At 73.3% G+C, this 24,134-nt stretch carries 20 protein-coding genes; 15 read left to right on the top strand and 5 right to left on the bottom strand.

The genetic code is table 11. The features are described from left to right. Nucleotides 1–173: 173 nt before the first annotated feature. Nucleotides 174–1,727, bottom strand: a complete 1,554-nt coding sequence (locus ACZ7N4_RS10910) for a type III PLP-dependent enzyme domain-containing protein (protein WP_471356333.1) — start codon at nucleotides 1,725–1,727, stop codon at nucleotides 174–176. On the opposite strand from ACZ7N4_RS10910, the gene hutU reads away from it, so the two are divergent. The 4 genes from hutU to hutI are packed head-to-tail and all read left to right on the top strand — an operon-like array spanning nucleotide 1,700 to nucleotide 7,231. Then, nucleotides 1,700–3,364 (top strand): urocanate hydratase, encoded by a 1,665-nt coding sequence (hutU, locus tag ACZ7N4_RS10905; RefSeq protein WP_471356332.1) that lies wholly within the window; start codon nucleotides 1,700–1,702, stop codon nucleotides 3,362–3,364. The genes ACZ7N4_RS10910 and hutU overlap by 28 nt on opposite strands. Next, nucleotides 3,361–4,665, top strand: coding sequence for an allantoate amidohydrolase (locus tag ACZ7N4_RS10900; protein ID WP_471356331.1), 1,305 nt, complete (start codon nucleotides 3,361–3,363; stop codon nucleotides 4,663–4,665). Before hutU ends, ACZ7N4_RS10900 begins: the two co-directional genes overlap by 4 nt. Next, nucleotides 4,662–5,999 carry a formimidoylglutamate deiminase gene (locus ACZ7N4_RS10895; RefSeq protein ID WP_471356329.1) on the top strand — a complete coding sequence of 446 codons (1,338 nt, stop codon included), beginning with the start codon at nucleotides 4,662–4,664 and terminating at the stop codon, nucleotides 5,997–5,999. The genes ACZ7N4_RS10900 and ACZ7N4_RS10895 overlap by 4 nt, the downstream gene beginning before the upstream one ends. A gap of 20 nt (nucleotides 6,000–6,019) precedes the next feature. After that, complete coding sequence (gene hutI, locus ACZ7N4_RS10890) at nucleotides 6,020–7,231, top strand: imidazolonepropionase (RefSeq protein WP_471356325.1); 1,212 nt, start codon at nucleotides 6,020–6,022, stop codon at nucleotides 7,229–7,231. 69 nt (nucleotides 7,232–7,300) lie between these two features. Here hutI and ACZ7N4_RS10885 read toward each other — a convergent pair whose 3' ends face one another. Beyond that, nucleotides 7,301–8,329 (bottom strand): DMT family transporter, encoded by a 1,029-nt coding sequence (locus ACZ7N4_RS10885; RefSeq protein WP_471356323.1) that lies wholly within the window; start codon nucleotides 8,327–8,329, stop codon nucleotides 7,301–7,303. Between the two features lie 278 nt (nucleotides 8,330–8,607). Then, nucleotides 8,608–9,504: an RNA polymerase sigma factor SigF gene (locus tag ACZ7N4_RS10880; RefSeq protein ID WP_471356320.1), complete on the bottom strand. Its 897-nt coding sequence runs from the start codon at nucleotides 9,502–9,504 to the stop codon at nucleotides 8,608–8,610. A gap of 248 nt (nucleotides 9,505–9,752) precedes the next feature. On the opposite strand from ACZ7N4_RS10880, the gene ACZ7N4_RS10875 reads away from it, so the two are divergent. From ACZ7N4_RS10875 to ACZ7N4_RS10850, 6 genes are all read left to right on the top strand, one after another. Then, the gene (locus ACZ7N4_RS10875) at nucleotides 9,753–10,130 is read left to right on the top strand and encodes an STAS domain-containing protein (RefSeq protein ID WP_471356318.1); all 378 of its coding nucleotides are present in this window, start codon (nucleotides 9,753–9,755) and stop codon (nucleotides 10,128–10,130) included. A gap of 425 nt (nucleotides 10,131–10,555) precedes the next feature. Then, a complete protein-coding gene (locus ACZ7N4_RS10870) occupies nucleotides 10,556–11,125 on the top strand; it encodes an ATP-binding protein (protein WP_471356316.1) in 570 nt (189 codons plus the stop codon). A gap of 167 nt (nucleotides 11,126–11,292) precedes the next feature. Then, a complete protein-coding gene (locus tag ACZ7N4_RS10865) occupies nucleotides 11,293–12,021 on the top strand; it encodes an LPXTG cell wall anchor domain-containing protein (RefSeq protein WP_471356313.1) in 729 nt (242 codons plus the stop codon). 838 nt (nucleotides 12,022–12,859) lie between these two features. Continuing rightward, the gene (locus tag ACZ7N4_RS10860; protein ID WP_471356311.1) at nucleotides 12,860–13,780 is read left to right on the top strand and encodes a COG1470 family protein; all 921 of its coding nucleotides are present in this window, start codon (nucleotides 12,860–12,862) and stop codon (nucleotides 13,778–13,780) included. Further along, on the top strand, nucleotides 13,777–14,997 hold the full coding sequence (locus tag ACZ7N4_RS10855; protein ID WP_471356309.1) for a hypothetical protein: 1,221 nt from the start codon (nucleotides 13,777–13,779) through the stop codon (nucleotides 14,995–14,997). The genes ACZ7N4_RS10860 and ACZ7N4_RS10855 overlap by 4 nt, the downstream gene beginning before the upstream one ends. 2 nt (nucleotides 14,998–14,999) lie before the next feature. Continuing rightward, complete coding sequence (locus ACZ7N4_RS10850) at nucleotides 15,000–16,337, top strand: hypothetical protein (protein ID WP_471356306.1); 1,338 nt, start codon at nucleotides 15,000–15,002, stop codon at nucleotides 16,335–16,337. 78 nt (nucleotides 16,338–16,415) lie between these two features. Here the strand turns inward: ACZ7N4_RS10850 and ACZ7N4_RS10845 are convergent, their stop codons facing one another. Then, a complete protein-coding gene (locus ACZ7N4_RS10845) occupies nucleotides 16,416–17,921 on the bottom strand; it encodes a peptide MFS transporter (protein ID WP_471356303.1) in 1,506 nt (501 codons plus the stop codon). A 529-nt stretch (nucleotides 17,922–18,450) separates the two neighbouring features. On the opposite strand from ACZ7N4_RS10845, the gene ACZ7N4_RS10840 reads away from it, so the two are divergent. Continuing rightward, nucleotides 18,451–19,128, top strand: a complete 678-nt coding sequence (locus tag ACZ7N4_RS10840) for a response regulator transcription factor (protein ID WP_189294696.1) — start codon at nucleotides 18,451–18,453, stop codon at nucleotides 19,126–19,128. Nucleotides 19,129–19,163: 35 nt separating this feature from the next. After that, the gene (locus ACZ7N4_RS10835; RefSeq protein WP_471356299.1) at nucleotides 19,164–20,435 is read left to right on the top strand and encodes an ATP-binding protein; all 1,272 of its coding nucleotides are present in this window, start codon (nucleotides 19,164–19,166) and stop codon (nucleotides 20,433–20,435) included. A gap of 46 nt (nucleotides 20,436–20,481) precedes the next feature. On the opposite strand, the gene ACZ7N4_RS10830 is transcribed toward ACZ7N4_RS10835, so the two are convergent. Beyond that, nucleotides 20,482–20,985: a GtrA family protein gene (locus ACZ7N4_RS10830; RefSeq protein WP_471356297.1), complete on the bottom strand. Its 504-nt coding sequence runs from the start codon at nucleotides 20,983–20,985 to the stop codon at nucleotides 20,482–20,484. A gap of 182 nt (nucleotides 20,986–21,167) precedes the next feature. Between ACZ7N4_RS10830 and ACZ7N4_RS10825 the strand changes: the two genes are divergently transcribed. From ACZ7N4_RS10825 to ACZ7N4_RS10815, 3 genes are read left to right on the top strand one after another with little or no spacing between them, the layout of a single operon-like run. Next, a complete protein-coding gene (locus tag ACZ7N4_RS10825) occupies nucleotides 21,168–22,307 on the top strand; it encodes a 5-(carboxyamino)imidazole ribonucleotide synthase (protein ID WP_471356295.1) in 1,140 nt (379 codons plus the stop codon). After that, a complete protein-coding gene (gene purE, locus ACZ7N4_RS10820; protein WP_471356292.1) occupies nucleotides 22,304–22,828 on the top strand; it encodes a 5-(carboxyamino)imidazole ribonucleotide mutase in 525 nt (174 codons plus the stop codon). The genes ACZ7N4_RS10825 and purE overlap by 4 nt, the downstream gene beginning before the upstream one ends. 5 nt (nucleotides 22,829–22,833) lie before the next feature. Then, nucleotides 22,834–24,027, top strand: a complete 1,194-nt coding sequence (locus tag ACZ7N4_RS10815; protein WP_471357116.1) for a dipeptidase — start codon at nucleotides 22,834–22,836, stop codon at nucleotides 24,025–24,027. The last annotated feature ends 107 nt before the right edge of the window (nucleotides 24,028–24,134 follow it).

Below are 24,134 nucleotides of genomic sequence, written 5' to 3'. Positions count from 1 at the left end.
CTCCCCTCCCGCCTGGGACTCCGGTTGAGTGACGCCGACACTACGCAACGTGTGTGCGGGAGGTGAGGCCTTTGGCATTTTCCGCTGGAACATGCGTCCTGCGTACTAGTGTGGGTCAACTGACGTGTGTTCCACGTCCGTTGATCCATTTGTTCGAGGGCTGTGGGGGTGTGTCAACGGCTCCCGGGCGCGCCCAGGGTGGTGAGCGCGGACGCGTGCGCCCCTCCGGATTCGGCCAGCACCTCCGCGAGGCTCTGCGGCTCCCGTACGACCGCGAAGGCGATGCCCCCGTCCCCGTCCGGCGCGTAGCCGTAGATGCCCGGCCGGGTCAGGGAGTTGTAGGCGTAGTGGTGGGCGAAGTAGTACGCCCCCGTGTCCAGCGCCGCCGCGTAGTCGCCCTGCTCCAGCGGCGGCAGCGCGCGCCCCTCGGCGAGCAGGTCGCCCGAGAAGCAGGCCGGCCCGGCCACGTCCTGCACCACCTCCGGCCCCGTCTTCGGCCGCCCGCCGGCGTCGTACGCGGCGATCCGCAGCGGCCACGCCCCCGGCACGTACACCGTCCGCGCCGCCACCTGCACGCCCGCGTGCGTCACCGCGATCCGCCGCCCGCCCGCGCTCTTGGCGTACTCCACCCGGGCCACCACCGTCCCGTGCTTGGCCAGCAGGGACCGCCCGAACTCGGTCACCAGCCCGTACCGCCCGTCGAACAGCCCCGGCACCCGGCCGGCCAGCACGCGCGCGTACTCCGCGTACGTCGGTGCCGTCGCCTCCGACGCGGTGTTCACCGGCAGCCCGCCGCCGATGTCGACCGTGTCGACCTGCCGGCGTCCGACGGCCGCGTTGATCTCCTCCGCCAGTGCGTACACCTCCGCCACGCCCCGCGCCATCAGCGGCAGCGGGATGCCCTGCGAGCCGGTGTGCGCGTGCAGCCGGGTCAGCCACGGCCGCCGCGCGTACGCCCGTACGACCCACGCGCGCGCCCCCTCGTCCCGCAGCGCCACCCCGAACTTCGAGGTCCGCGTCGCCGTGGAGGTCGCCCCGATCGTGCCCCCGCCGATCTGCGGGTTGACCCGGAGCCCGAGCGGCGACCGGACGGGGCCGGAGCCCACGAGGGCGTCGAGCCGGTCCAGCTCCTGCGGGTTGTCGGCGTTCACCGCGATGCCCAGGGCCAGCGCCTCGCGCAGCTCCGCCGGGGTCTTCGCCGGCGAGTCCAGCACCGTCCGGGCGGACGGCACCCCGGCCGCCCGGACCAGCGCCAGCTCCCCGGGGCTCGCCACCTCCGCGCCGACACCCGCCTCGTGCAGCAGCCGCACCACCGGCACCAGCGGGGTCGCCTTCACCGCGAAGGCGTGCAGCACCGGGGTGCCGGGCGCCGTCACCGCCTCGAACGCAGCCCGCAGCGCCGCCGCCGACTCCCGGATGCCGGTGACGTCCAGCAGGCCCGCCACGGCCGCGTCGGGGCCCAGCAGCCCCTGCTCGACGGCCGCCCGCACGGCCCGGTCCCGCCGCGCCGCCCGTCCCCGGGCCTCGCTCCCGATGTCCTCGACCGTCTCGATCTCCGCCACGGCTGCTCCGTCCTGTCGGCTACCGGTCCTTCCAGCCAAACACCTGCCGCGCGGGGACGTGGCCGAGCCGATGTATTGACTAGCTCTATTCAGAGCGACAGGATGTGAATAGACGTAGGCACAGGAGGAGGCAGACGATGTCGGGACCCCGCCCCGTACGAGCACCGCGCGGCACGGAACTCAGCGCCCTGGGATGGCAGCAGGAAGCCGCTCTGCGCATGCTGCAGAACAACCTCGACCCGGAGGTCGCCGAGCACCCCGACAAGCTGGTCGTCTACGGCGGCACCGGCAAGGCCGCCCGTGACTGGCGCTCCTTCGACGCCATGGTCCGCACGCTGAGGACGCTCAAGCAGGACGAGACCATGCTGGTCCAGTCCGGCCGCCCGGTCGGCGTGATGCAGACCCACGAGTGGGCCCCGCGCGTCCTCATCGCCAACTCCAACCTGGTCGGCGACTGGGCCAACTGGGAGGAGTTCCGCCGTCTGGAGGCCCTCGGCCTGACCATGTACGGCCAGATGACCGCCGGCTCCTGGATCTACATCGGCACCCAGGGCATCCTCCAGGGCACCTACGAGACCTTCGCCGCCGTCGCCGCGAAGAAGTTCGGCGGCACCCTGGCCGGCACCATCACCCTCACCGCAGGCCTCGGCGGCATGGGCGGCGCCCAGCCGCTCGCCGTCACCATGAACGACGGCGTCGCGATCTGCGTCGACTGCGACCCGCGCGCCATCGAGCGCCGCATCGAGCACCGCTACCTCGACGTCAGGGCCGACAGCCTCGACCACGCGCTCCAGCTGGCCACCGAGGCCCGCGACGCCCGGCGCCCGCTCTCCATCGGCGTCCTCGGCAACGCCGCCGAGCTGGTCCCGCAGCTGCTCGCGATGAACGCCCCCATCGACATCGTCACCGACCAGACCTCCGCCCACGACCCGCTGTCGTACCTCCCGGTGGGCGTCGCCTTCGAGGACATGGCCGACGAGGCCGCGAAGGACCCGGCCGGCTTCACCACGCGCGCGCGTGAGTCCATGGCCCGGCACGTCGAGGCCATGGTCGGCTTCATGGACGCCGGCGCCGAGGTCTTCGACTACGGTAACTCCATCCGCGGCGAGGCCCGGCTCGCGGGCTACGACCGGGCGTTCGCCTTCCCCGGCTTCGTCCCCGCCTACATCCGCCCCCTCTTCTGCGAGGGCAAGGGCCCCTTCCGCTGGGCCGCCCTGTCCGGCGACCCGGCCGACATCGCCAAGACCGACAAGGCGATCCTGGAGCTGTTCCCCGAGAACGAGTCCCTCGCCCGCTGGATCAAGCTGGCCGGCGAACGCGTCCACTTCCAGGGACTGCCCGCCCGCATCTGCTGGCTCGGTTACGGCGAGCGCGACAAGGCCGGCGAGCGGTTCAACGACATGGTGGCGAGCGGTGAGCTGGCCGCGCCGCTGGCCATCGGCCGCGACCACCTCGACTGCGGGTCCGTCGCCTCTCCGTACCGCGAGACCGAGGCCATGCTCGACGGCTCCGACGCGATCGCCGACTGGCCGCTGCTGAACGCCATGGTCAACGTCGCCTCCGGTGCGTCCTGGGTCTCCCTCCACCACGGTGGCGGCGTGGGCATGGGGCGGTCCATCCACGCCGGCCAGGTGACGGTGGCCGACGGCACGAAGCTGGGCGGCGAGAAGATCCGGCGCGTCCTCACCAACGACCCCGGGATGGGTGTCATCCGGCACGTGGACGCCGGGTACGACATCGCGGAGTCCGTCGCGGGCGAGCGGGGGGTCCGGGTGCCGATGCGTGAGGGTGACGAGGCGTGACGGTCGGCGAGACCGGGCACGGTGGCGGCTCCACGGCGGGGGCCGACGTCTCGTCACCGGGTGCGGGTCCGGGTGCGCCCGGGCGTTCCTTCCACGAGATGTGGGCCGAGCTGCTCCCCGTGGGGCGGCACTCCGACTCCGGTGGTTACCGGCGTTACGCCTGGACCGGGGCCGACGCCGACTGCCGGGACTGGTTCCGGCAGCAGGCCCGGGACCGCGGGCTGGCGTACGAGGTGGACCGGAACGGGAACCAGTGGGCGTGGCTCGGCGACCCCGCCGCCGGGGACGCCGTCGTCACGGGGTCGCACCTCGACTCCGTGCCCGACGGCGGTGCCTTCGACGGGCCCCTCGGTGTCGTGTCCTCCTTCGCCGCGCTGGACGAACTGCGCGGCCGGGGAGTGGAGTTCGACAAGCCGGTCGCCATCGTCAACTTCGGGGACGAGGAGGGCGCCCGGTTCGGGCTCGCCTGCGTCGGCTCCCGGCTCACCGCCGGGCAGCTGACCGTCGAGCAGGCGCACCGGCTCACCGACGGGGACGGGATCAGCCTGCCCCGGGCCATGGAGGCCGCCGGATACGACCCCGACGGCATCGGGCCCGACCCCGAGCGGCTCGCCCGGATCGGCGCGTTCGTGGAACTGCACGTCGAACAGGGCCGCGCGCTGGACCTGTCCGGCGACCGGGTCGGCATCGCCAGCGCCATCTGGCCGCACGGCCGGTGGCGGTTCGACTTCCGGGGCGAGGCCAACCACGCCGGCACCACCCGGCTGGCGGACCGGCGCGACCCGATGCTGTCGTACGCCGAGACCGTGCTCTCGGCCCGCCGCGAGGCCGAACTCGCCGGAGCCGTCGCCACCTTCGGGAAGATCGCCGTGGAGCCCAACGGGGTCAACGCGATCCCGTCCCTCGTGCGCGGGTGGCTCGACTCCCGCGCCGCCGACCAGGCCACGCTGGACACGGTGGTGGGCGGCATCGAGAAGGCGGCCCGGGAGTACGCCGACGCCCACGGCATCGACCTCGACGTCGTCCGGGAGTCCTTCACCCCCGTCGTCGAGTTCGACCACGCCCTGCGCGACGAACTCGCCCGCATCCTCGGCACGGACACCGGCCTGACGGTGCCGGTCCTGGGGACCGGTGCGGGACACGACGCCGGGATCCTGTCCGGCAGCATCCCGACCGCCATGCTGTTCGTGCGCAACCCCACCGGTGTCTCGCACTCCCCGGCCGAGTTCGCGGCCGAGGACGACTGCGTGGCCGGGGTGCGCGCACTCGCCGACGTACTGGAAGGACTGGCCTGCAGGTGACCAAGGGGACCTACTGGTTGGAGCACGCCTGGCTCGGCACGAACGTCGAGCCGGGCGTGGCCGTCGAGGTCGCGGACGGGCGGATCGGTGCCGTCCGCACCGGTGTGCCCACCCCGCCGCCCGGCGCCCAGGTGCTGCGCGGACTCACGCTGCCCGGACTCGCCAACGCCCACAGCCACGCCTTCCACCGGGCGCTGCGCGGCACCGTCCAGGTCGGCAGCGGCACCTTCTGGACCTGGCGCGAGGTGATGTACTCCGTCGCCGACCGCCTCACCCCGGAGGCCTACCACGCCCTGGCCCGCGCGGTGTACGCCGAGATGGCCCTCGCCGGCATCACCTGTGTCGGCGAGTTCCACTACGTGCACCACGCGCCCGGCGGCACCCCCTACGCCGACCCCAACGCCATGGGCGAGGCGCTGATCGAGGCCGCCGCCGAGGCCGGCATCCGGATCACCCTCCTCGACACCTGCTACCTCTCCTCCGGCTTCGGCGAGCCCCCCAACCCCCACCAGCTGCGGTTCTCCGACGGCAGCGCGGAGGCCTGGGCGACACGCTGTGCAGTTCTCAAGGAGCGGGACCACGCTCGGATCGGGGCGGCGATCCACTCAGTGCGGGCCGTGCCCGCGGAGCAGCTGGCGACCGTGGCGGGCTGGGCGGAGGAGCGGCGGGCCCCGCTGCACGTGCACCTGTCGGAGCAGACCGCCGAGAACGACGCCTGTCTCGCCGCGCACGGCCGCACGCCCACCCGCCTGCTCGCCGACCACGGTGTCCTGGGGCCGCGCACCACCGGGGTGCACAACACCCACCTCACCGACGAGGACATCGCGCTGCTCGGCGGCTCGGGCACCGGAACCTGCATGTGCCCCACCACCGAGCGGGACCTGGCCGACGGCATCGGCCCGGCCGTCGCCCTGCAGCGGGCCGGCTCCCCGCTCTCCCTCGGCTCCGACAGCCACGCCGTCATCGACCTGCTCGAAGAGGCGCGCGCGATGGAGCTGGACGAGCGGCTGCGCACCCGCACCCGGGGCCACTGGACGGCCGCCGCGCTGCTGCGGGCCGCCACCGCCGACGGTCATGCCGCCCTCGGCTGGGACGAGGCCGGCAGCATCGAGGCCGGCGCGCTCGCCGACCTGACGACGGTCGCCCTGGACTCGGTCAGGACGGCCGGGCCGCTGCCCAGGCTGGGAGGCGAGACGGCCGTATTCGCGGCGACGGCAGCGGACGTACGGCATACGGTCGTGGGCGGCCGGCATGTCGTACGCGACGGGGCGCACACGCTCGTACCCGATGTGCCGCACGCCCTCGCGCGGGCGGTCGAAGCCCTCCGCGCCTGACGATCACCCACGAGGACACCATGAGCAGCAGCACCGTCATCACCAACATCGCCACGCTGGTCACCAACGACCCCTCCCTCGGATGGGAGTCCCCCCGGTCGAGCAAGTTCGAGACTGGGGGAGGCTCCCCTCTCGGTCTGATCCAGGACGCGGCCGTCGTCATCGACGGCGACCGTGTCGCGTGGACCGGTGAGTCAAGCAAAGCACCCGCCACTGACAACCGGGTCGACGCGGGCGGCCGGGCGGTGCTGCCGGGCTTCGTGGACTCCCACTCCCACCTGGTCTTCGCGGGCGACCGGACGCAGGAGTTCAACGCCCGCATGTCCGGCCGCTCCTACACGGCCGGCGGCATCCGCACCACGGTCGCCGCGACCCGGGCCGCGAGCGACGAGGAACTGGAGGCGAACCTCACCCGTTACCTCACCGAGGCGCTCCGCCAGGGCACCACCACCTTCGAGACCAAGTCGGGCTACGGCCTGACCGTCGAGGACGAGTCCCGCGCCCTGCGCCTCGCGGCGAAGCACACCGACGAGGTGACGTACCTCGGCGCGCACATCGTCAGCCCCGACCACGCCGACGACCCGGCGGCCTATGTCGCCCTCGTCACCGGCGAGATGCTGGACGCCTGCGCTCCGCACGCCCGCTGGATCGACGTCTTCTGCGAGAAGGGCGCCTTCGACGGCGACCAGGCCCGCGCGATCCTCACGGCGGGCAAGGCCAAGGGCCTGCACCCCCGCATCCACGCCAACCAGCTCTCCCACGGCCCCGGCGTCCAGCTCGCCGTCGAACTGGACGCGGCCAGCGCCGACCACTGCACCCACCTGACGGACGCGGACGTCGACGCCCTCGCGCACAGCGACACGGTGGCCACGCTCCTGCCGGGCGCCGAGTTCTCCACCCGCGCCGAGTGGCCGGACGCCCGCCGCCTGCTGGACGCCGGGGTGACGGTCGCGCTCTCCACGGACTGCAACCCCGGCTCGTCCTTCACCTCCTCCGTGCCCTTCTGCATCGCCCTGGCCGTCCGCGACATGCGGATGACCCCGGACGAGGCGGTCTGGTCGGCCACGGCAGGCGGTGCCGCCGCCCTGCGCCGCACCGACATCGGCCGCCTCACCCCCGGCGCCCGCGCCGACCTGACCCTCCTCGACGCCCCCAGCCACGTCCACCTGGCCTACCGCCCGGGCGTACCGCTGGTCAGCGGGGTGTGGCGGAAGGGCGTACGGGTCGTCTGACCGGACGTCGGCCGGCGCGGGAGGCGAGGACGCCGGTCAAGGCTCCTCGCCACGCCTCCGGGGACGCGGTCAAGGCGTCCTCGCGGTGCCTTCGGTGACGCCCCCGACGGCCACCACACCACCGTCCGCCTCGCCGTCCTTCCCGCCGCCCTTCCGACCGTCCCTCTCGCCGTCCGCGGCACCGTGCGCCCCGGTTCCGCGCCCGTGATCGGCCACCGTCCGCCCCCACGCCGTACCGGCGAGCACCAGGACCGCACCGAGCAGGCCGGGCACGCCCGGCCGGTCGCCGCCCACGGCGATGCCGACGGCCGCGGCCCACACCGGCTCCGTGCCGAGCAGCAGGCCGACCCGGGACGGAGAGGTGCGACGGACCGCCCACATCTGCACGAAGAACGCGAACAACGTGCAGAACGCGGACAGGTACACCAGCCCCAGCCAGTCCCCGCCGTCGAACGCGGCCGCGGCCGACCACGGCGAGGCGCCGGTGCCCGGCAGTGCCACCAGAGCGGCGAACACGAGGACCGCCCCGCCCAGTTGGACGGTGGTCAGCGACAGCGCGTCCGCCCCGCGCACCGACTCCATGCGGGACATGGCGAGGACGTGCACGGTACGGGCGACGGCCGCCCCGAGCATCAGCAGGTCGCCGCCGGTCGGGGCGGTGAAACCCGCGCCCTGGGTCAGCAGGGCCACGCCCAGCACCGACAGCCCGGCCGCCCCGATGAAGGCCCCGGGCAGCCGGGTGCCGCGCACCCGGCTCTCGGCGAGCGGGGTGAACACCATCGTCAGGCTGATGATCAGACCGGCGTTCGTCGCCGAGGTGTGCACCACCCCGTACGTCTCCAGCAGGAAGATCCCGGCGAGGACCAGTCCCAGCACTCCGGCGCCGCGCAGCTGCACCGCGCTCAGCGCGCGCAGCCGCCGCCACCCGGCGGCTGCCAGCACCGGCAGGACCACGGCGAACCGCAGCACCAGCACGGCGAGCACGGTCCGCTCCGTGGTGACGCCCTTGGCGGCCAGATAGCTGGAACCCCAGACCACCGCGACCAGCAGAACGGGAAGATCGGTCAGCCGGCCGCTGCGGGCCGCGGTGACGGGCATGCACCCTCCTCAGGGGACGTACGGGAACGCGGTCGCAGGTCCGCCCCGCACCGGCCGTCCAGGATCGCCGCCGTCGTTTCCGTCCACAACCGCATAAGGGTTGGCGTGCGGGGCACCCGGTGGCCGGTGGGGCAGGCCCCGGGTACGCCGGAGCGGCCCGGCGCCGTCGGCCGGGCCGCTTCCCGAGCGGGGAGAGGGAGCCCGCTCCTCGGAGGGATCCCCGCTCCGCGGTGGGAGCCCGCTCCCCTGTGGGAGTCCGCTCCGCGAAGGGCGGAGGGTCACTCCTCCAGCGTCAGCCCCTTGCGCAGCCGCCCCAGGGTGCGCGACAGCAGCCGGGACACGTGCATCTGGGAGATGCCGAGTTCCTCGCCGATCTCCGACTGGGTCATGTTCGCCACGAAGCGCAGGGAGAGGATCTTGCGGTCCCGGGGCGCGAGTTCGGCGATCAGGGGCTTGAGCGACTCTATGTACTCGATGCCCTCCAGCCCGTGGTCCTCGTACCCGATGCGGTCCGCGAGCGCGCCCTCGGAGTCGTCCTCCTCCGGCTGGGCGTCCAGCGAGGAGGCGGTGTAGGCGTTCGAGGCCGCCATGCCCTCCACGACCTCCTCGTTGGAGAGGCCGAGGCGCTCGGCGAGTTCCGCGACCGTGGGGGCGCGGTCCAGCTGCTGCGCCAGCTCGTCGCCGGCCTTGGCGAGGTCCAGCCGCAGCTCCTGGAGGCGGCGCGGGACGCGCACGGACCACGAGGTGTCACGGAAGAACCGCTTGATCTCGCCGATGATGGTCGGCATCGCGAAGGTGGGGAACTCGACGCCGCGGGAGAGCTCGAAGCGGTCGATCGCCTTGATCAGGCCGATGGTGCCGACCTGGATGATGTCCTCCATCGGCTCGCTGCGGGAGCGGAAGCGGGAGGCGGCGAACTTGACGAGCGCGAGGTTCAGCTCGACCAGGGTGCTACGGACGTACGCGTGTTCGTGCGTCCCTTCCTCCAGCGACTCCAGGCGCTCGAAGAGGGTCTTGGACAGGGCCCGCGCGTCGACCGCGCCGATCTCGTCGTACGGGGGGATCTCCGGGAGTCCCTCGAAGAGGTCGAGGGTGTCGATGGGATGATCCAGCTGATCCGGTGGGGGTGTCGACGTCGCGATCGGGGTAGGCGATGCGTCGAGCCGGGGTGACATGGGTGTCCTCCATCGTTCTCGGCATATGGCTGCCGAAGCCAGTGCGTGCACTGCGGTGTGCGGCGCCTCCGTAGCCGGCGTGTAGGGATGTGTGTCTTTACTAGCCCTACCCGGTGCACCGAGCAGGTCGCAAGTGCGTTCTGTGGCGATATGTCCGATTGTGTGCGGATGTTCGGGTGTCGGAGTGCGCATAGAAGGCGTAATGTTCGAGGGCATCAGCAGCCACGACCTCGGGAGAGAGAGACGGCATGGACCACGGGACGGTCGGCAGCGCACAGTCGGGCCGGCTTCTGGTGGAGGTGCGCGAAGAGGGCTCCAGCGCCGTTGTGACACCGGCGGGTGAGCTCGATCACCACACCGCCGATCTTTTGCGCGAGCCCCTCGACGACCTCCTGGCCAAGGGCTTCTCGCGGCTCGTGGTGAACTGCTCACGGCTGGAGTTCTGCGACTCCACAGGGCTGAACGTGCTGCTCGGCGCCCGGCTGAAGGCGGAGGCCGCCGGAGGCGGGGTCCACCTCGCCGGGATGCTGCCCGTCGTTGCCCGTGTGTTCGAGATCACCGGGGCCGAGGCGGTCTTCACCATCCACGACTCTGTGGAGGCGGCCCTGGCCGACGGTGCCGACTGATCGGCCACCCCCGTCCGGACCGGTTCGCACCGGCTCCCGTGGACGTTGTGCGTGTCACGTCCAATACGGGGGTGTCCCGCCGGATCGGCCGGGCAGGAGAGGGCAGAAGAAGACAGGAGGCCTCCTGCCGGCCACCGGCCCCCGGCCGGTCGCCGGAGCCCGACGGAGGCCGGCGAACGACCTGGACGCAGCGAACGCCCTGGACGGAACGCTCGTCCGGTGGACGGGCGGGGACGGGACCCCGCCCGGGCGGCGGCCCGCGGCGGACGCGGCGCGTACGGCCCACGGACGGTGTACGACCGGCCGGTGCCGACGCTGTACGGACCTCCGGCCGGACGGCCGGCCGGACCGCTCACCGGGCTGCCGAGCGACAACTGACCGGACTATTGAAACGTGAACTGGTGAATCGGTGAGGTGAAGCGCTGATGAGCACCACCCGGCCTTACTCGCCGGGCGACCGCGGCCCGGAGCCCAGCGGCGCTTCCGGGGCGTCCGAGGGGGAGGCGCCGGCTGTCGGCGCAGCCACGGGGGCAGCCGCGCCGTCCGTACCGACCGTGCCGGCCGACGGCACGCCACAGGTGCGGGGGCGGCAGGTCCGCAGACTCCGCCTCGAAGGCGAGAGCGGGGTCGTCCCGCTCGCCCGCGACTTCACCCGCCAGGCGCTGTACGCGTGGGGCTGGTTGCCCGCCGCCGGCGCCGAGCAGCGGGCCGCGGCCGAGGACGTGCTGCTCGTCGTCTCCGAACTGGTCACCAACGCCTGCCTGCACGCCGAGGGACCCGACGAACTGCGGCTCGCCTGCGACAACAAGGTGATCCGGCTGGAGGTCTCCGACCGGGGCGCCGGCCAGCCGTCCCCACGCACCCCGCACCGCGCCGGCCGGCCCGGCGGGCACGGCATGTTCATCGTGCAGCGGCTGTGCCTGGACTGGGGCGTCGTCCGCGCCCCGGACGCCCCGGGCAAGACGGTCTGGGCGGAGCTGGGCGCCCCCGCCTGACGCCCCCCACGGCCGCCGCCCGGCCATGGTCTCCCCTCCGCCGCCCCTTCGCGCACGCCGGATCGCCACAACTCCGGCGTGCGCCGCGTCTTCCTTCCTCATCACCCCGGGCGTACCTTGACGCCCGAATCTGATGTGCCGTCAGGAATGATTGGGGTGGACCGAACGTGTCGTACCCGAAACGAACCGCCGCGCTCGCGTCCGCCGCGGCCCTGGCCGGTTCGGCGGTGCTGCTCGCCGCACCGGCCGCGCGGGCCGACGTCGTCGACGTCGACTACCGGTGCCAGACGCCGATCGGCGTCAAGAGCGCCGTCTCGCCCATCGACATCAAGAGCGCCAGGAGCGGCAGCGGCTACACGATCACCATGTCCTGGCAGAAGGGCGTCTCCTCCAGCCCCGTCGAACTGGGCAAGGGGGCGATGAGCCCGAGCGCCACCATCGAGCTGGGCGGCGCCGACAGCGGCACGCTCGCCGTCACCGGCCCCGCCAACTCCGCCGCCATCCCGGCCAACACCCCCATCAAGATCAGCGACTTGAGCGGCACGTACACGCCGAAGAAGAGCGGCGAGGTGACCTTCACGGCGGGCACGCTCACCATCAAGGCGCTCGGTACGACGACGACGTGCACGCCGACCAACAGCCCGAAGCCGTCCCTGACCCTGGACGTGAGGGCGGCCGGCGGTTCGCCCCCGTCGTCCTCCGGCGGCTCGTCCTCCGGGGGTTCGTCCGCGGGGTCCTCGTCGTCCTCGGGCGGTACGTCCGCCGGGCAGCAGCTGCCGCAGACCGGCCCGGAGGACTCCGCGGTCGCCCTCGGCACGCTCGGCGGCACGGTCCTCCTCGCCGGAGCGGCGGGCGCGCTGTGGCTGGCCCGACGGGGCCGGCCGGCCCGCCGCTGACCGGGCCGGGCGGGTCGCCCACCGTGGGCCGACCCGGAACCGGGCCGGACCGGACCGCTCGCTGCGGCGCCGGCCTGCCGAAGCCGCCCGCCGCCGGGCCTGCCAGGTCAGGCCGGCTGCGGGGGTCCGGCCCCGGGCAGACCGGCTGCAGGGGCCCGGCCCAGATGGACCGGCTGCCGGGGGCCTCGCCCGGGGCAGGTACCCGGCAGCCGCGAACGCGTCCCGGATCAGGCCCCGGGCGCCCGGGGCCACAGACCGGCCCAGGCCAGGCCCCAGGCGCCCGGGGCCACAGACCGGCCCTGGCCACAGGCCCCAGGCGCTCGGGGCACCGGCCCTGGCCAGCCCCCAGGCGTTACAGACCCCGCTCAGACCCGGCACCGTCCGCCGCGCACGCGGACCGAGCCGCACCGCCCGCCGCTCACCGAACCCGGCCGGCCCGCCGTTCACCGGCTCTGCCGGCGGCCCCGGCTCAGCCGCCCCGCCAGTCCCGCTCGACGCCCCACCAGCCCCACCTGTCCCGCTCGACGCCCCGCCAGCCCGGCCAGTCCCGCTCGACGCCCCGCCAGCCCGGCCAGTCCCGCTCGACGCCCCGCCAGCCCGGCCAGTCCCGCTCGACGCCTCGTCAGCTCCGCCAGCCCCACCTGTCCCGCTCGATGCCCCGCCAGCCCGGCCAGTCCTGCTCGACCAACCGCCAGCCCGGCCAGTCCCGCGCGACGCCCCACCACCCCGCCACTCCCGCTCACGCCCCACCCCACCAGCCTCGCCTCAACCGCCAGCCCGTCCAGACGCCCCGGCGCCGCCCCGCCGAACCGTCCGGCCACCACCGCTGGAGCCGCCCATGCCGACCGCAGCCCGCGCCCCCGGGCCACCCTCACCCCCACCCCCACCGCCCCTCTCAGCCCTGACGCCACCACCCCGGCTCCCTCCCTCACCCCCACGCGCGACGCTGGCCCTCGCCGCCCTGTTCCTGCTCCTCCCGCCCGCCCTGCCGGCCGTCGCCCCGTCCGCTCGTGCGGAGTCCGGTGGCTGGTCGGTGGCACCGTCGGGAGACGCGCGCCCCGCGTTCTACGCCGAGGGCGGGCCGGGGGCGGTGCTCGAGGACACGGTGGCCGTGACCAACCGGGGCCGGACCCCGGTCACGGTCCGGCTGCGCGGCACCGGTGTACCGGCGACCCTCGCCCGTACCGCCCTCACCGTCCCGGCGCGCACCCGGGCCGAGGTGCCCTTCACCGTGACGGTGCCGCGGGACGCCGCGCCCGGTGACCGTACCGGTGCGATCGTCGCGCGGGACGCGCACGGCCGTACCGCGACCGTGCGGGTCCGGTTGCGCGTGGGCGGTCCCGCGCTCGCCGCGCTGACCGTCGAGCACCTGGCCGTACACGCCGACCGGATCATGTACGACCTGGTCAACAGGGGTACGACCGTCCTCGTGCCGAAGCTCGCGGTGCGCGCCGACGGGGTCTTCGGCCGGGACCTGGACCGTGCCCCGCGCACCCTGCCCGTGCGGCTGCCCCCGGGTGCCCGGCGCACGTTCAGCGAGCCGTGGCCGGGCCGGCCGCTGCTGGGGGAGGCGCGCGTATGGCTGACGGTCACGGCGGCGGGCGGTGCGCGGGACACCGCGAGCGTCTCGGCCGCGTACGTCCCGTGGGGCGCGGTGGCCGGCGCTGCGGGAGCGGCGACGGCGGGTGCGGCCGTACTCCTGCGCGGACGGCGTGCGCGCCGCGCGCACCGGCCGGGCGCGACGGGAGCGGTGTCGTGAGGGGGCTCGGGCGGGTGCGGCGGGGCCTGCCGCTGGTGGTCGCGGTCCTGCTGCTGGCCCTGGCCGGGACGGCCGGGACCGCCGGGGTGGGGCGGGCGGCGGACGGCCCCGGGGTGCGGTTGTCGGCGGGGCAGGCCGGTGTCGGCGGGTCGGTCACCGTCAGCGGCAGCGGCTGGCGGCCTCGTACGCTGCTGATGGTGCTGGTGTGCGGGCGGGCCACCCCGGCCCGCGGGGTCGTCGGCGGCACCAACTCCTGCGCCAACGGCGACGGGCGGGCCGTGACCACCGACGCCGACGGTGCCTTCAGCCGGAAGCTGCCGGTCGCCGAACCGCCCGTACCCTGCCCCTGCGTGGTGCACGTCGCCACCGTCACCGGCGCCAGGGCCGAGGCGGACGCCGTGCTGGAGGTCGCCGGGCACCCCGTGGCCCCGCTGCCCGCCGAGCGCTCCGCCGGCCGGCTCGCGGTGCTGTCCGACACCCGGCTCACCGGGTCGAGCGGGCTCCTGACCTGGTTCGGGGCGCCGGCCGCCCGCACCCTGGTCCTCACGGTCGGCAACACCGGTACGAGCCCGATCCGCGACCCGGTGTTCCAGGTCGGCACGGCGCACGGCGTCTTCGCCCCGGAGTGGGACGAGCGGCAGTGGCACGGGACCCTGGCTCCCGGGAAGAAGGCGCGGATCAAGCTCCCGGTCGAACTGTCGGCGGGGGCGCACGGCGACTACACCGTGACGCTGCGGTACGGCGGCCGGGTGCTCGCCGAGCAGCCGTGGGGCGTGGGCCGGCCGTGGGGTGTGACGCTGTTCTGGATCCTGCTCTGCCTGGTCGTACCGGCGGCGCTGTTCCGCGTCGGCATGGCCGTGGTGGACCGCGTCCGCCCGCGCCGCCCCCGCGGTGCCCGCCACCGGCCCGCCCCGCGCCCGTCACCCCCGCGCCCGCCGTCCCTCCGGCGTCTTCCGTCACGCCCGCGTCTGCCGTCACCCCTGCGCCTGCCGCTCCGACGCTCCCGCACGGCCGGCCCCCGCTCCGCCGCGGCACCCACCACACCCACCGCCGGTACCCCCGCGACGGCCCCCGTGGCCCACCCGGCCGCCCCCACTCCGACCCTGCCGTGGTTCACCCCGGACTCCGCTCCGGGCGGCCCGGCCGGCCGGTCCTCCGCACCGCACGACGACAGCCCGACGAGTCCGACGACTCCCACCACGAAGGGACCCACGTGAGCATGCGAAGGAGAGGCACAGCGGCCGGGGGCACGGGCGCCCTGCTGGTGTTCTGTGCGGCGGGCGTCCTGCTGGGCGCGGCGGTGGCCCCCGCGCAGGCGGCCGAGGTCGCGTACGCCACCCACTGCGTGCCGCCGGCGGGCATCGACCCCGTCGACGGCACCACGAAGGTCGAGATCACCGCGCCGGCCACGGCCAGGGTGGGCGACACGGTGGACATCGCGTGGACGTTCGTCCAGGCCGCGTCCAGGAACCCGGACATCATCGACCTGCCCGCGAACTCGGTCCAGCCGTCCGGCGTGCTGAAGGCGGCCGGCGCGCAGACCGCCGACATCGCGATGCGAGGCCCGCGGGAGAACCCCGCGATCCCCAAGGGCGGTGCGATGGTGCTGTCCGACATGAAGGGCAGCGTGAAGCTGACGGCGGCCGGCGAGGTGACGCTGACACCGGACGCGTACACGGTCAACGCGATGTCGACCGACACCAGGTGCACGCCGAAGGAGACCGTGCAGAAGGCGGCGACGATCCGGGTGACGGCGGGCGGCGGCACCTCGACCGCGACCCCGACCGGAACGGCGACCCCGACCGGAACGGCGACCCCGACCGGTACGGCGACCCCGACGAGGACCGCCACGGCGACGGCCACCTCCACGGGCGGCACCGGGCAGACCGACTTCCCCGGCAAGGAGGTGCGGATCCCGTACGCCTGCAAGACCCCGATCGGCGACAGGAGCGCGACCTCGCCGGTGCGGATCGACGCCAGGAAGGACGGCGGGAGTTACGCCCTCACGGTGCGGTTCGAGAAGTCGGTGATGGACAGCCCCGCCGAGATCCCGAAGGACTCCGTGAAGCCGTCCATGGAGGTGGTGCTGGGCGGCGCCGACAAGGGCACCGTGCACGTGGAGGGGCCGACGAACGCGGGCCCGGTCAAGGCCGGCGACCCGATCGAGATCCCCGACCTCACCGGCACCTACAAGCCCGGCGCGAGCGGCGCCTCGACGCTGTCCCCGGGGGTGCTGACGGTCAAGGCGCTCGGGACGACCACGACGTGCACGCCGGTGAAGACGCAGGTCTCGCTCAGCCTGGACACCACCGGGAAGCCGGGCGGCGCCGCGGGCGGCACGTCCACGACGGGCGGGACCGGGTCCTCGGGCGGGTCGTCGGGCGGGTCGTCGGGCGCGGCCGGGACGGGCGGCGGCGACAGCGGTGACGGCGGCCTCGCCGAGACCGGCGCGAGCGACCACGGCGCCCTGAAGGCCCTGGGCCTGGTGGCGGGCACGGCGGTCCTGCTGGGCGGCGCGATCTTCACGGTGCTGCCGGCACGGCGCAGGACGCGCTAGCCGGCCCCGCACACGGCGAGAGGGCCACCGCGTCCCGGGGACGCGGTGGCCCTCCGCGGGCCGGACGGGCGGCGGCGACTAGTTGACGCTGCCCATCATCTTCTTCACCTTGCCGCGGTACATCCACACCGCGACACCGGCGACCACGGCGAGCACGGCCTCCAGGGCGACGAAGCCCATCTTGTCGAGGTTGACGCCGCCCACGGCGGGGTTGGACAGCAGGGCGGTGACGGAGTCGCCCGCGGTCACCGCGAGGAACCAGACGCCCATCATCTGCGAGGCGTACTTCTTCGGCGCCATCTTCGTCGTCACGGACAGACCGACCGGGGAGAGCGTCAGCTCACCGACGGTCTGCACGAAGTAGATGGCGACCAGCCACATCGCCGCGGCCTTGTGACCGCCCTCGGCGATCGACAGCGGGGCGAGGAAGACGAAGAAGGACGCACCCACGAGCACCAGGCCGGAGGCGAACTTCACGATCGTGCTCGGCTCCTTGCCGCGGCGGTTCAGCCACAGCCACAGCCAGGCGAAGACCGGCGCCAGGGCCATGATCATGACCGGGTTGACCGACTGGTACCAGGAGACCGGGAAGTCCCAGCCGAGGACCGAGTTCTTCGCGCTGTTCTTGGCGAACAGCGACAGGGTCGAGCCACCCTGGTCGTAGATCATCCAGAAGACGGCGGCGGCGACGAAGAACCAGATGTACGCCGACACCTTCGAGCGCTCGGCGGAGTCCAGTTCCTTGTCCCGCAGGATGCGGGAGATGACCAGGATCGGCACGATCAGGCCGATGAGGGTGAGCGGGATCAGCGCCCAGTTCAGGGTGAAGTGGCCGGTGCCGCCGACGACGCCGTAGAAGACCACGGCGACCGCGAGCCAGATCAGGCCCTTGCGCAGGGTGGCCGCCTTCTCGGCGGGCGTCAGCGGGGTGGGGACCTCGCTGCTCTTCGGGTTCAGGTGGCGTCCGCCGAGCAGGTACTGGGCGAGACCCAGCGCCATGCCGAGAGCGGCCAGCGCGAAGCCCAGGTGCCAGTTGACGTTCTCACCGACGGTGCCGATGGCCAGCGGGGCGACGAAGGCACCGAGGTTGATGCCGATGTAGAAGAGCGTGAAGCCACCGTCGCGGCGCGGGTCCTCCGGGCCGTTGTAGAGCTGGCCGACCATCGTGGAGATGTTGGCCTTCAGCAGACCCGAACCGATGGCGACGAGCACCAGGCCGACGTAGAAGCTCGCTGCGGCCGGCAGCGCCAGGCACAGGTGGCCCAGCATGATGACCCCGCCCGCGACGGCGACCGTCTTGCGGGGGCCGAGGAGACGGTCGGCGAACCAGCCGCCCGGCAGGGTGAGCAGGTACACGAGCGACAGGTACACCGCGTAGATGGCGCTCGCCGTGCCCGCACTCAGGTGCAGGCCACCCGGGGCCACCAGGTACAGCGGGAGAAGAGCCCTCATGCCGTAGTAGGAGAAACGCTCCCACATCTCGGTCATGAAGAGGGTGGCCAGGCCGCGGGGGTGGCCGAAGAAGGTCTTCTCGGAACCGGGGGTGCCCGGGCGGACCGAGTCCTTCGTCAGGCTGGACGCCATGGTCGTTCCTTGCTGGTCGGGACGCGCGGTCGGGGTCCCCCTGCTCGGCGCGGCCGAGCCTGGGGGAGTTGCGCGCCCGGTGGGGGCGGCCGGCACCGGCAGGTCGGTCGTCCACCCCCACGCCCAGGGGGAGCCCGCTCCGGATCACGGAGTGGCGGACGGCGACCACCGGGATCCACGCCCCTCGACGCGTAGCTGCGTCCGGAGCCCGGCCAGAGGTCATTCCTTTCGAGGCTGATCAAGTGACCTTGGTCAGCCCGCACACAAAAGAGACCTTCAGCGTCCACTGCCCGCCAAAGGTCCCCGGTGTGCTACAGGCGTTCAGGTCACCATACGGCAGGACACTGCCGGATATGGAAGGACTTGAGACGCGGATCACAGGTGTCGCGGGAACCACGGAAAGCGTTTCGAAGGTCTCCTCTACGATCGCATCCCCAGGTCAATGGTTCGTACCAGTAGCGCGTGAAGGTAAGAAGCGGGGGAACCGATCACACCCCGGCACCTCGTCCGGGCGGTCTACCATCACCTCATGACCCGTGTACTGCTCGCCGAGGACGACGCGTCCATCTCGGAGCCGCTGGCCCGCGCCCTGCGCCGGGAAGGTTACGAGGTCGAGGTGCGCGAGGACGGACCCGCCGCGCTCGACGCCGGAATGCAGGGCGGCGTCGATCTGGTCGTGCTGGACCTGGGCCTGCCCGGCATGGACGGCCTGGAGGTGGCCCGCCGGCTGCGCGCCGACGGCCACACGGTACCCATCCTCATCCTGACCGCGCGGGCCGACGAGGTGGACACCGTCGTCGGCCTGGACGCGGGCGCCGACGACTACGTCACCAAGCCCTTTCGGCTCGCCGAACTGCTCGCCCGGGTGCGGGCCCTGCTCCGGCGCGGCGCCGCCGAGCCGCAGCAGCCGCCGGCCACGCACGGGGTGCGGATCGACGTCGAGTCGCACCGGGCGTGGATGGGCGAGGAGGAACTCCAGCTCACCGCGAAGGAGTTCGACCTGCTGCGGGTGCTGGTGCGGGACGCCGGCCGGGTGGTGACCCGGGACCAGCTGATGCGCGAGGTCTGGGACACCACGTGGTGGTCGTCCACCAAGACCCTCGACATGCACATCTCCTGGCTGCGCAAGAAGCTCGGCGACGACGCGGCGAACCCCCGGTACATCGCGACGGTGCGCGGCGTCGGCTTCCGCTTCGAGAAGAGCTGAGTCCGGGCCCGGCGACTCCCCACAGGTAACGGACCATGCGCCGACGTCTCATCCAGTCCACCCTCGCCGTCGTCCTCGTGGTGATCGCGGTCTTCGGCGTCTCTCTCGTGATCGTCGAGACGCGGACGATCGGCAACAGCGCCCAGGAACGCGTGGAGTCCGAGGCGGTGCGGCTGGCCAGCATCGTGGACAGCCGGATCCTCGCCGCCGAGAACGTCAACGCGGACGTCCTGCGCAACCCGGTCAGCAAGGACCAGTACGCCGTCATCCGCATGCCCGGCAGGCCGCCCATCGAGATCGGCAGCAGGCCCGAGGGCGACACCATCCACTCCACGCAGCACGGCGAGGAGGGCGAGACGGTCACCGTGCAGGAGCCCCGCTCCTCGGTGACCCGCGAGGTCGGCAGGACCCTGCTGATCATCGGGCTGGTCGCGCTGCTCGCCGTGGTGGCGGCCGTGCTGCTCGCCGTACGGCAGGCCAACCGGCTCGCCTCGCCGTTGACCGACCTCGCCGAGACCGCCGAACGCCTCGGCTCCGGCGACCCGCGCCCCCGGCACAAGCGGTACGGCGTCCCCGAGCTGGACCGGGTCGCCGATGTGCTGGACGCCTCCGCCGAGCGGATCGGGCGCATGCTGACCGCCGAGCGGCGCCTGGCCGCCGACGCCTCCCACCAGCTCCGCACACCGCTGACCGCGCTGTCCATGCGGCTGGAGGAGATCACCCTCACCGACGACCCGGAGACGGTGAAGGAGGAGGCGACCATCGCGCTGACCCAGGTCGAGCGGCTCACGGACGTCGTCCAGCGGCTGCTGACGAACTCCCGCGACCCGCGGACCGGCTCCGCCGTCACCTTCGACCTGGACGAGGTCATCCAGCAGCAGCTCGCCGAGTGGCGGCCCGCCTACCGCAACGTCGGCCGGGCCATCGTCAGCTCGGGCAAGCGGCACCTGAAGGCGGTGGGCACACCGGGCGCGGTCGCCCAGGTGCTGGCCGCGCTGATCGAGAACTCGCTGATGCACGGCGGCGGCACCGTCGCCCTGCGCACCCGGGTCACCGGCAACCAGGCCGTCATCGAGGTCACCGACGAGGGGCCGGGCGTCCCGGCGGACCTCGGCGCGCGGATCTTCGAGCGCACCATCAGCGGGCGGAACTCCACGGGGATCGGCCTGGCCGTCGCCCGGGACCTCGCGGAGGCCGACGGCGGCCGGCTGGAGCTGCTGCAGGCGCAGCCCCCGGTCTTCGGCCTGTTCCTGTCGCGCACGCCCCCGGCCCGCAAACCGGACGAGGACCGGCCCACCGTCCGCTGAGCGCCGACCGCCCGAGCGGTCCCTCAGGGATCACTCAGGGGCTCGCTCAGGGAACGCGCTGCCTCGGCGGCTGCTGCTCCGACTCCTGCTCGAGGATCGATTCGGCCCTCGCCACGGCCTCCCGGGCGGGCAGCGCCTTGAACACCCAGCTGCGGTACGACCAGAACCGGAACAGGGTCGCGACGCCGATGCCGACGAACTTGAAGATGTTGCTCTGCAGCGGGCTGTCCCAGCCGAAACCGTAGGTCGCCAGGTACAGCACACCGTTCTCGATCACCAGGCCGACCGCGCTGAACAGCAGGAACAGCGTGAGTTCCTTGGTGCGTCCGCTCTTGTCGCGGTCCCGGTACGTCCAGTAGCGGAAGCCGATGTAGTTGAAGACGATGGCCACGACGGTCGCGATGATGCTGGCCCGCACCACCGGCAGGTCGGACACGTGCCGGACCAGGTTGAACACGCCGAGATTGACGAGCACACCGGCACCGCCGACGGCCCCGAACTTGACCACCTCGCGTACGAGCCGTTGCAGCCCCGAGGAACGAGGTTCCATGGCTGTGCAACTCCCGTCGGTAGGTTCTGTCGACCTTGCCATGCTAGCCGGGCGGACCCTCCCGTGCCCGTGGACCGGGCCACGGCTCGGAAACGGGTCGGAAAGAGTCGGGGAAGCCCTGGGTAAGAGGCCGGGGGAGGGACGGGATCCGGCCTCCTCCGCATGGCCGATACGCTAGGGGTGTGACGTTCCCGGTAGTCGGCATGGTCGGCGGGGGGCAGCTCGCGCGTATGACGCACGAAGCGGGCATCCCGTTGGGCATCAGGTTCAAGCTTCTCAGTGACACCCCTCAGGATTCCGCGGCGCAGGTCGTGAGCGATGTCGTCATCGGCGACTACCGCGACCTGGACACGCTGCGCGAGTTCGCGCGCGGCTGTGACGTGATCACCTTCGATCACGAACACGTGCCGACCGAGCACCTGCGCGCCCTGGAGGCGGACGGCATCCCCGTCCGCCCCGGGCCCGACGCGCTCGTGCACGCGCAGGACAAGGGCGTGATGCGCGCGAAACTCGACGCGCTCGGCATCCCGTGCCCACGGCACCGCATCGTCGGCGACCCGGAGGACGTCGTCCGGTTCGCCGAGGAGGGCGACGGCTTCCCCGTCGTCCTCAAGACGGTCCGCGGTGGCTACGACGGCAAGGGCGTGTGGGTCGTGGACTCCGCCGAGGAGGCCGCCGACCCCTTCAAGGCGGGCGTCCCCGTCCTCGCCGAGGAGAAGGTCGACTACGTCCGCGAGCTCGCCGCCAACGTCGTACGCTCCCCGCACGGCCAGGCCGTCGCCTACCCCGTGGTCGAGTCCCGGCAGGTGGCCGGCGTCTGCGACACCGTGATCGCACCCGCCCCCGGCCTGGACGAGGACCTGGCCCTGCACGCCGAGCGGATGGCCCTGACCATCGCCAAGGAACTCGGCGTCGTCGGGCACCTCGCCGTCGAGCTGTTCCAGACCCGCGACGGCCGCGTCCTCGTCAACGAACTGGCGATGCGCCCGCACAACTCCGGCCACTGGACCATGGACGGCGCGATCACCTCGCAGTTCGCCAACCACGTCCGCGCGGTCCTGGACCTGCCGCTGGGCGACCCGCGCCCGCGCGCGCCGTGGACCGTGATGGTCAACGTCCTGGGCGGCGACTTCCCGGACATGTACTCCGCGTACTTGCACTGCATGGCCCGCGACCCCAAGCTCAAGATCCACATGTACGGCAAGGACGTGAAGCCCGGCCGCAAGGTCGGACACGTCAACACCTACGGCGACGACCTGGACGACGTGCTGGAACGCGCCCGTCACGCAGCCGGCTACCTGAGAGGCACCATCACCGAATGAGCCCCGTTGTTGGCATCGTCATGGGGTCGGACTCCGACTGGCCCGTCATGGAAGCCGCCGCCAAGGCCCTGGACGAGTTCGAGATCCCCTACGAGGTCGACGTCGTCTCCGCGCACCGCATGCCCCGCGAGATGATCTCGTACGGCGAGCAGGCCGCCGACCGCGGCCTGAAGGCGATCATCGCGGGCGCGGGCGGTGCCGCCCACCTGCCCGGCATGCTCGCCTCCGTCACCCCCCTGCCGGTCATCGGCGTCCCCGTGCCGCTGAAGTACCTGGACGGCATGGACTCGCTGCTCTCCATCGTGCAGATGCCCGCCGGTGTCCCGGTCGCCACGGTCTCCGTCGCCGGTGCCCGCAACGCCGGTCTCCTCGCGGCCCGGATGCTCGCCGCGCACGACGAGGACCTGCTGCACCGGATGCGCGACTTCCAGCAGGAACTGCGCGACCAGGCCACCGAGAAGGGCAAGCGGCTGCGCGCCAAGGTCGAGGGCGCGGGCAGCGGCTTCGGCTTCGGGAAGTGACCGCCGTGGCCGCCGTGGACGAAGCACACGCGCTGCTGCGCGAGTTCCCCGTGGTCGACGGGCACAACGACCTGCCCTGGGCCCTGCGCAAGCAGGCCGGCTACGACCTGGACGCCCTGGACATCGCCGGTGACCAGCGCGCGCGCCTGCACACCGACCTGCCGCGGCTGCGCGCCGGCGGGGTCGGCGCCCAGTACTGGTCGGTGTACGTCCCCTGCGAGGAGCCCGATCCGGTCGCGGCGACGCTGGAGCAGATCGACTGCGTCCGCCGGCTGCTGGACCGCTACCCGGCCGAGCTGGCGCCCGCGCTGACCGCCGCGGACCTGGAGACGGCCCGCCGGGACGGCCGTATCGCCTCGCTCATGGGAGCCGAGGGCGGCCACTCCATCGCCAACTCCCTCGGCACGCTGCGCGGCCTCCACGCGCTCGGTGTGCGCTACATGACGCTCACCCACAACGACAACGTGGACTGGGCGGACTCCGCGACCGACGAACCGAACGTGGGCGGCCTGTCCGCGTTCGGCCGCGAGGTCGTGGCGGAGATGAACCGGCTCGGCATGCTGGTCGACCTCTCCCACGTGGCCGCGACGACGATGCGGGACGCGCTGGACGCCACCTCCGCGCCGGTGATCTTCTCGCACTCCTCCGCCCGCGCGGTGTGCGACCACCCCCGCAACATCCCCGACGACGTCCTGGAGCGCCTGCCCGCCAACGGCGGCGTGGCCATGGTGACGTTCGTGCCCAAGTTCGTCCTCCAGGCCGCCGTGGACTGGACGGCCGCGGCCGACGCCAACCTGCGCGCCCACGGCCTGCACCACCTGGACACCAGCGCCGAGGCGATGAAGGTCCACCGGGCCTTCGAGGAGCGCACCCCGCGCCCGGTCGCCACGGTGTCCACCGTCGCGGACCACCTGGACCACATGCGCGAGGTGGCCGGCATCGACCACCTGGGCATCGGCGGCGACTACGACGGCACCGCGTTCACCCCGGACGGCCTGAACGACGTCTCCGGCTACCCGAACCTGCTCGCCGAGCTGCTGGACCGCGGCTGGTCCAAGGCCGACCTGGCCAAGCTGACCTGGCAGAACGCGGTCCGCGTGCTGGGCGCGGCGGAGGACGTCGCCCGGGACCTGCAGTCCACCCGGGCCGCCTCCCTCGCCACCATCGAGGCGCTGGACGGCACGGACGGGCGCGGCTGACCGTCGTACCCCCGAACGCCCCACTCACCAGGAGGCCTCCCCCGCCCCGTGCGACCGTGTCGGTACGCCGCCCACAGCCCGCCGTAGCTCACGACCGACGTAGCCCG

It is taken from the genome of Streptomyces sp. NPDC107654 (assembly GCF_055639035.1).
The sequence above is the reverse complement of the archived record's forward strand: the minus strand, read 5'-3'. Positions and strand labels throughout refer to the sequence as shown.

Excerpts from the sequence above, each read along its gene's own strand:
- hutU (WP_471356332.1), top strand. The coding sequence starts at position 1,700 with ATGTCGGGACCCCGCCCCGTACGAGCACCGCGCGGCACGGAACTCAGC.
- hutI (WP_471356325.1), top strand. The coding sequence starts at position 6,020 with ATGAGCAGCAGCACCGTCATCACCAACATCGCCACGCTGGTCACCAAC.
- ACZ7N4_RS10885 (WP_471356323.1), bottom strand. The coding sequence starts at position 8,329 with ATGCCCGTCACCGCGGCCCGCAGCGGCCGGCTGACCGATCTTCCCGTT.
- ACZ7N4_RS10880 (WP_471356320.1), bottom strand. The coding sequence starts at position 9,504 with ATGTCACCCCGGCTCGACGCATCGCCTACCCCGATCGCGACGTCGACA.
- ACZ7N4_RS10875 (WP_471356318.1), top strand. The coding sequence starts at position 9,753 with ATGGACCACGGGACGGTCGGCAGCGCACAGTCGGGCCGGCTTCTGGTG.
- ACZ7N4_RS10870 (WP_471356316.1), top strand. The coding sequence starts at position 10,556 with ATGAGCACCACCCGGCCTTACTCGCCGGGCGACCGCGGCCCGGAGCCC.
- ACZ7N4_RS10860 (WP_471356311.1), top strand. The coding sequence starts at position 12,860 with ATGCCGACCGCAGCCCGCGCCCCCGGGCCACCCTCACCCCCACCCCCA.
- ACZ7N4_RS10850 (WP_471356306.1), top strand. The coding sequence starts at position 15,000 with ATGCGAAGGAGAGGCACAGCGGCCGGGGGCACGGGCGCCCTGCTGGTG.
- ACZ7N4_RS10845 (WP_471356303.1), bottom strand. The coding sequence starts at position 17,921 with ATGGCGTCCAGCCTGACGAAGGACTCGGTCCGCCCGGGCACCCCCGGT.
- ACZ7N4_RS10840 (WP_189294696.1), top strand. The coding sequence starts at position 18,451 with ATGACCCGTGTACTGCTCGCCGAGGACGACGCGTCCATCTCGGAGCCG.
- ACZ7N4_RS10835 (WP_471356299.1), top strand. The coding sequence starts at position 19,164 with ATGCGCCGACGTCTCATCCAGTCCACCCTCGCCGTCGTCCTCGTGGTG.
- ACZ7N4_RS10830 (WP_471356297.1), bottom strand. The coding sequence starts at position 20,985 with ATGGAACCTCGTTCCTCGGGGCTGCAACGGCTCGTACGCGAGGTGGTC.
- purE (WP_471356292.1), top strand. The coding sequence starts at position 22,304 with ATGAGCCCCGTTGTTGGCATCGTCATGGGGTCGGACTCCGACTGGCCC.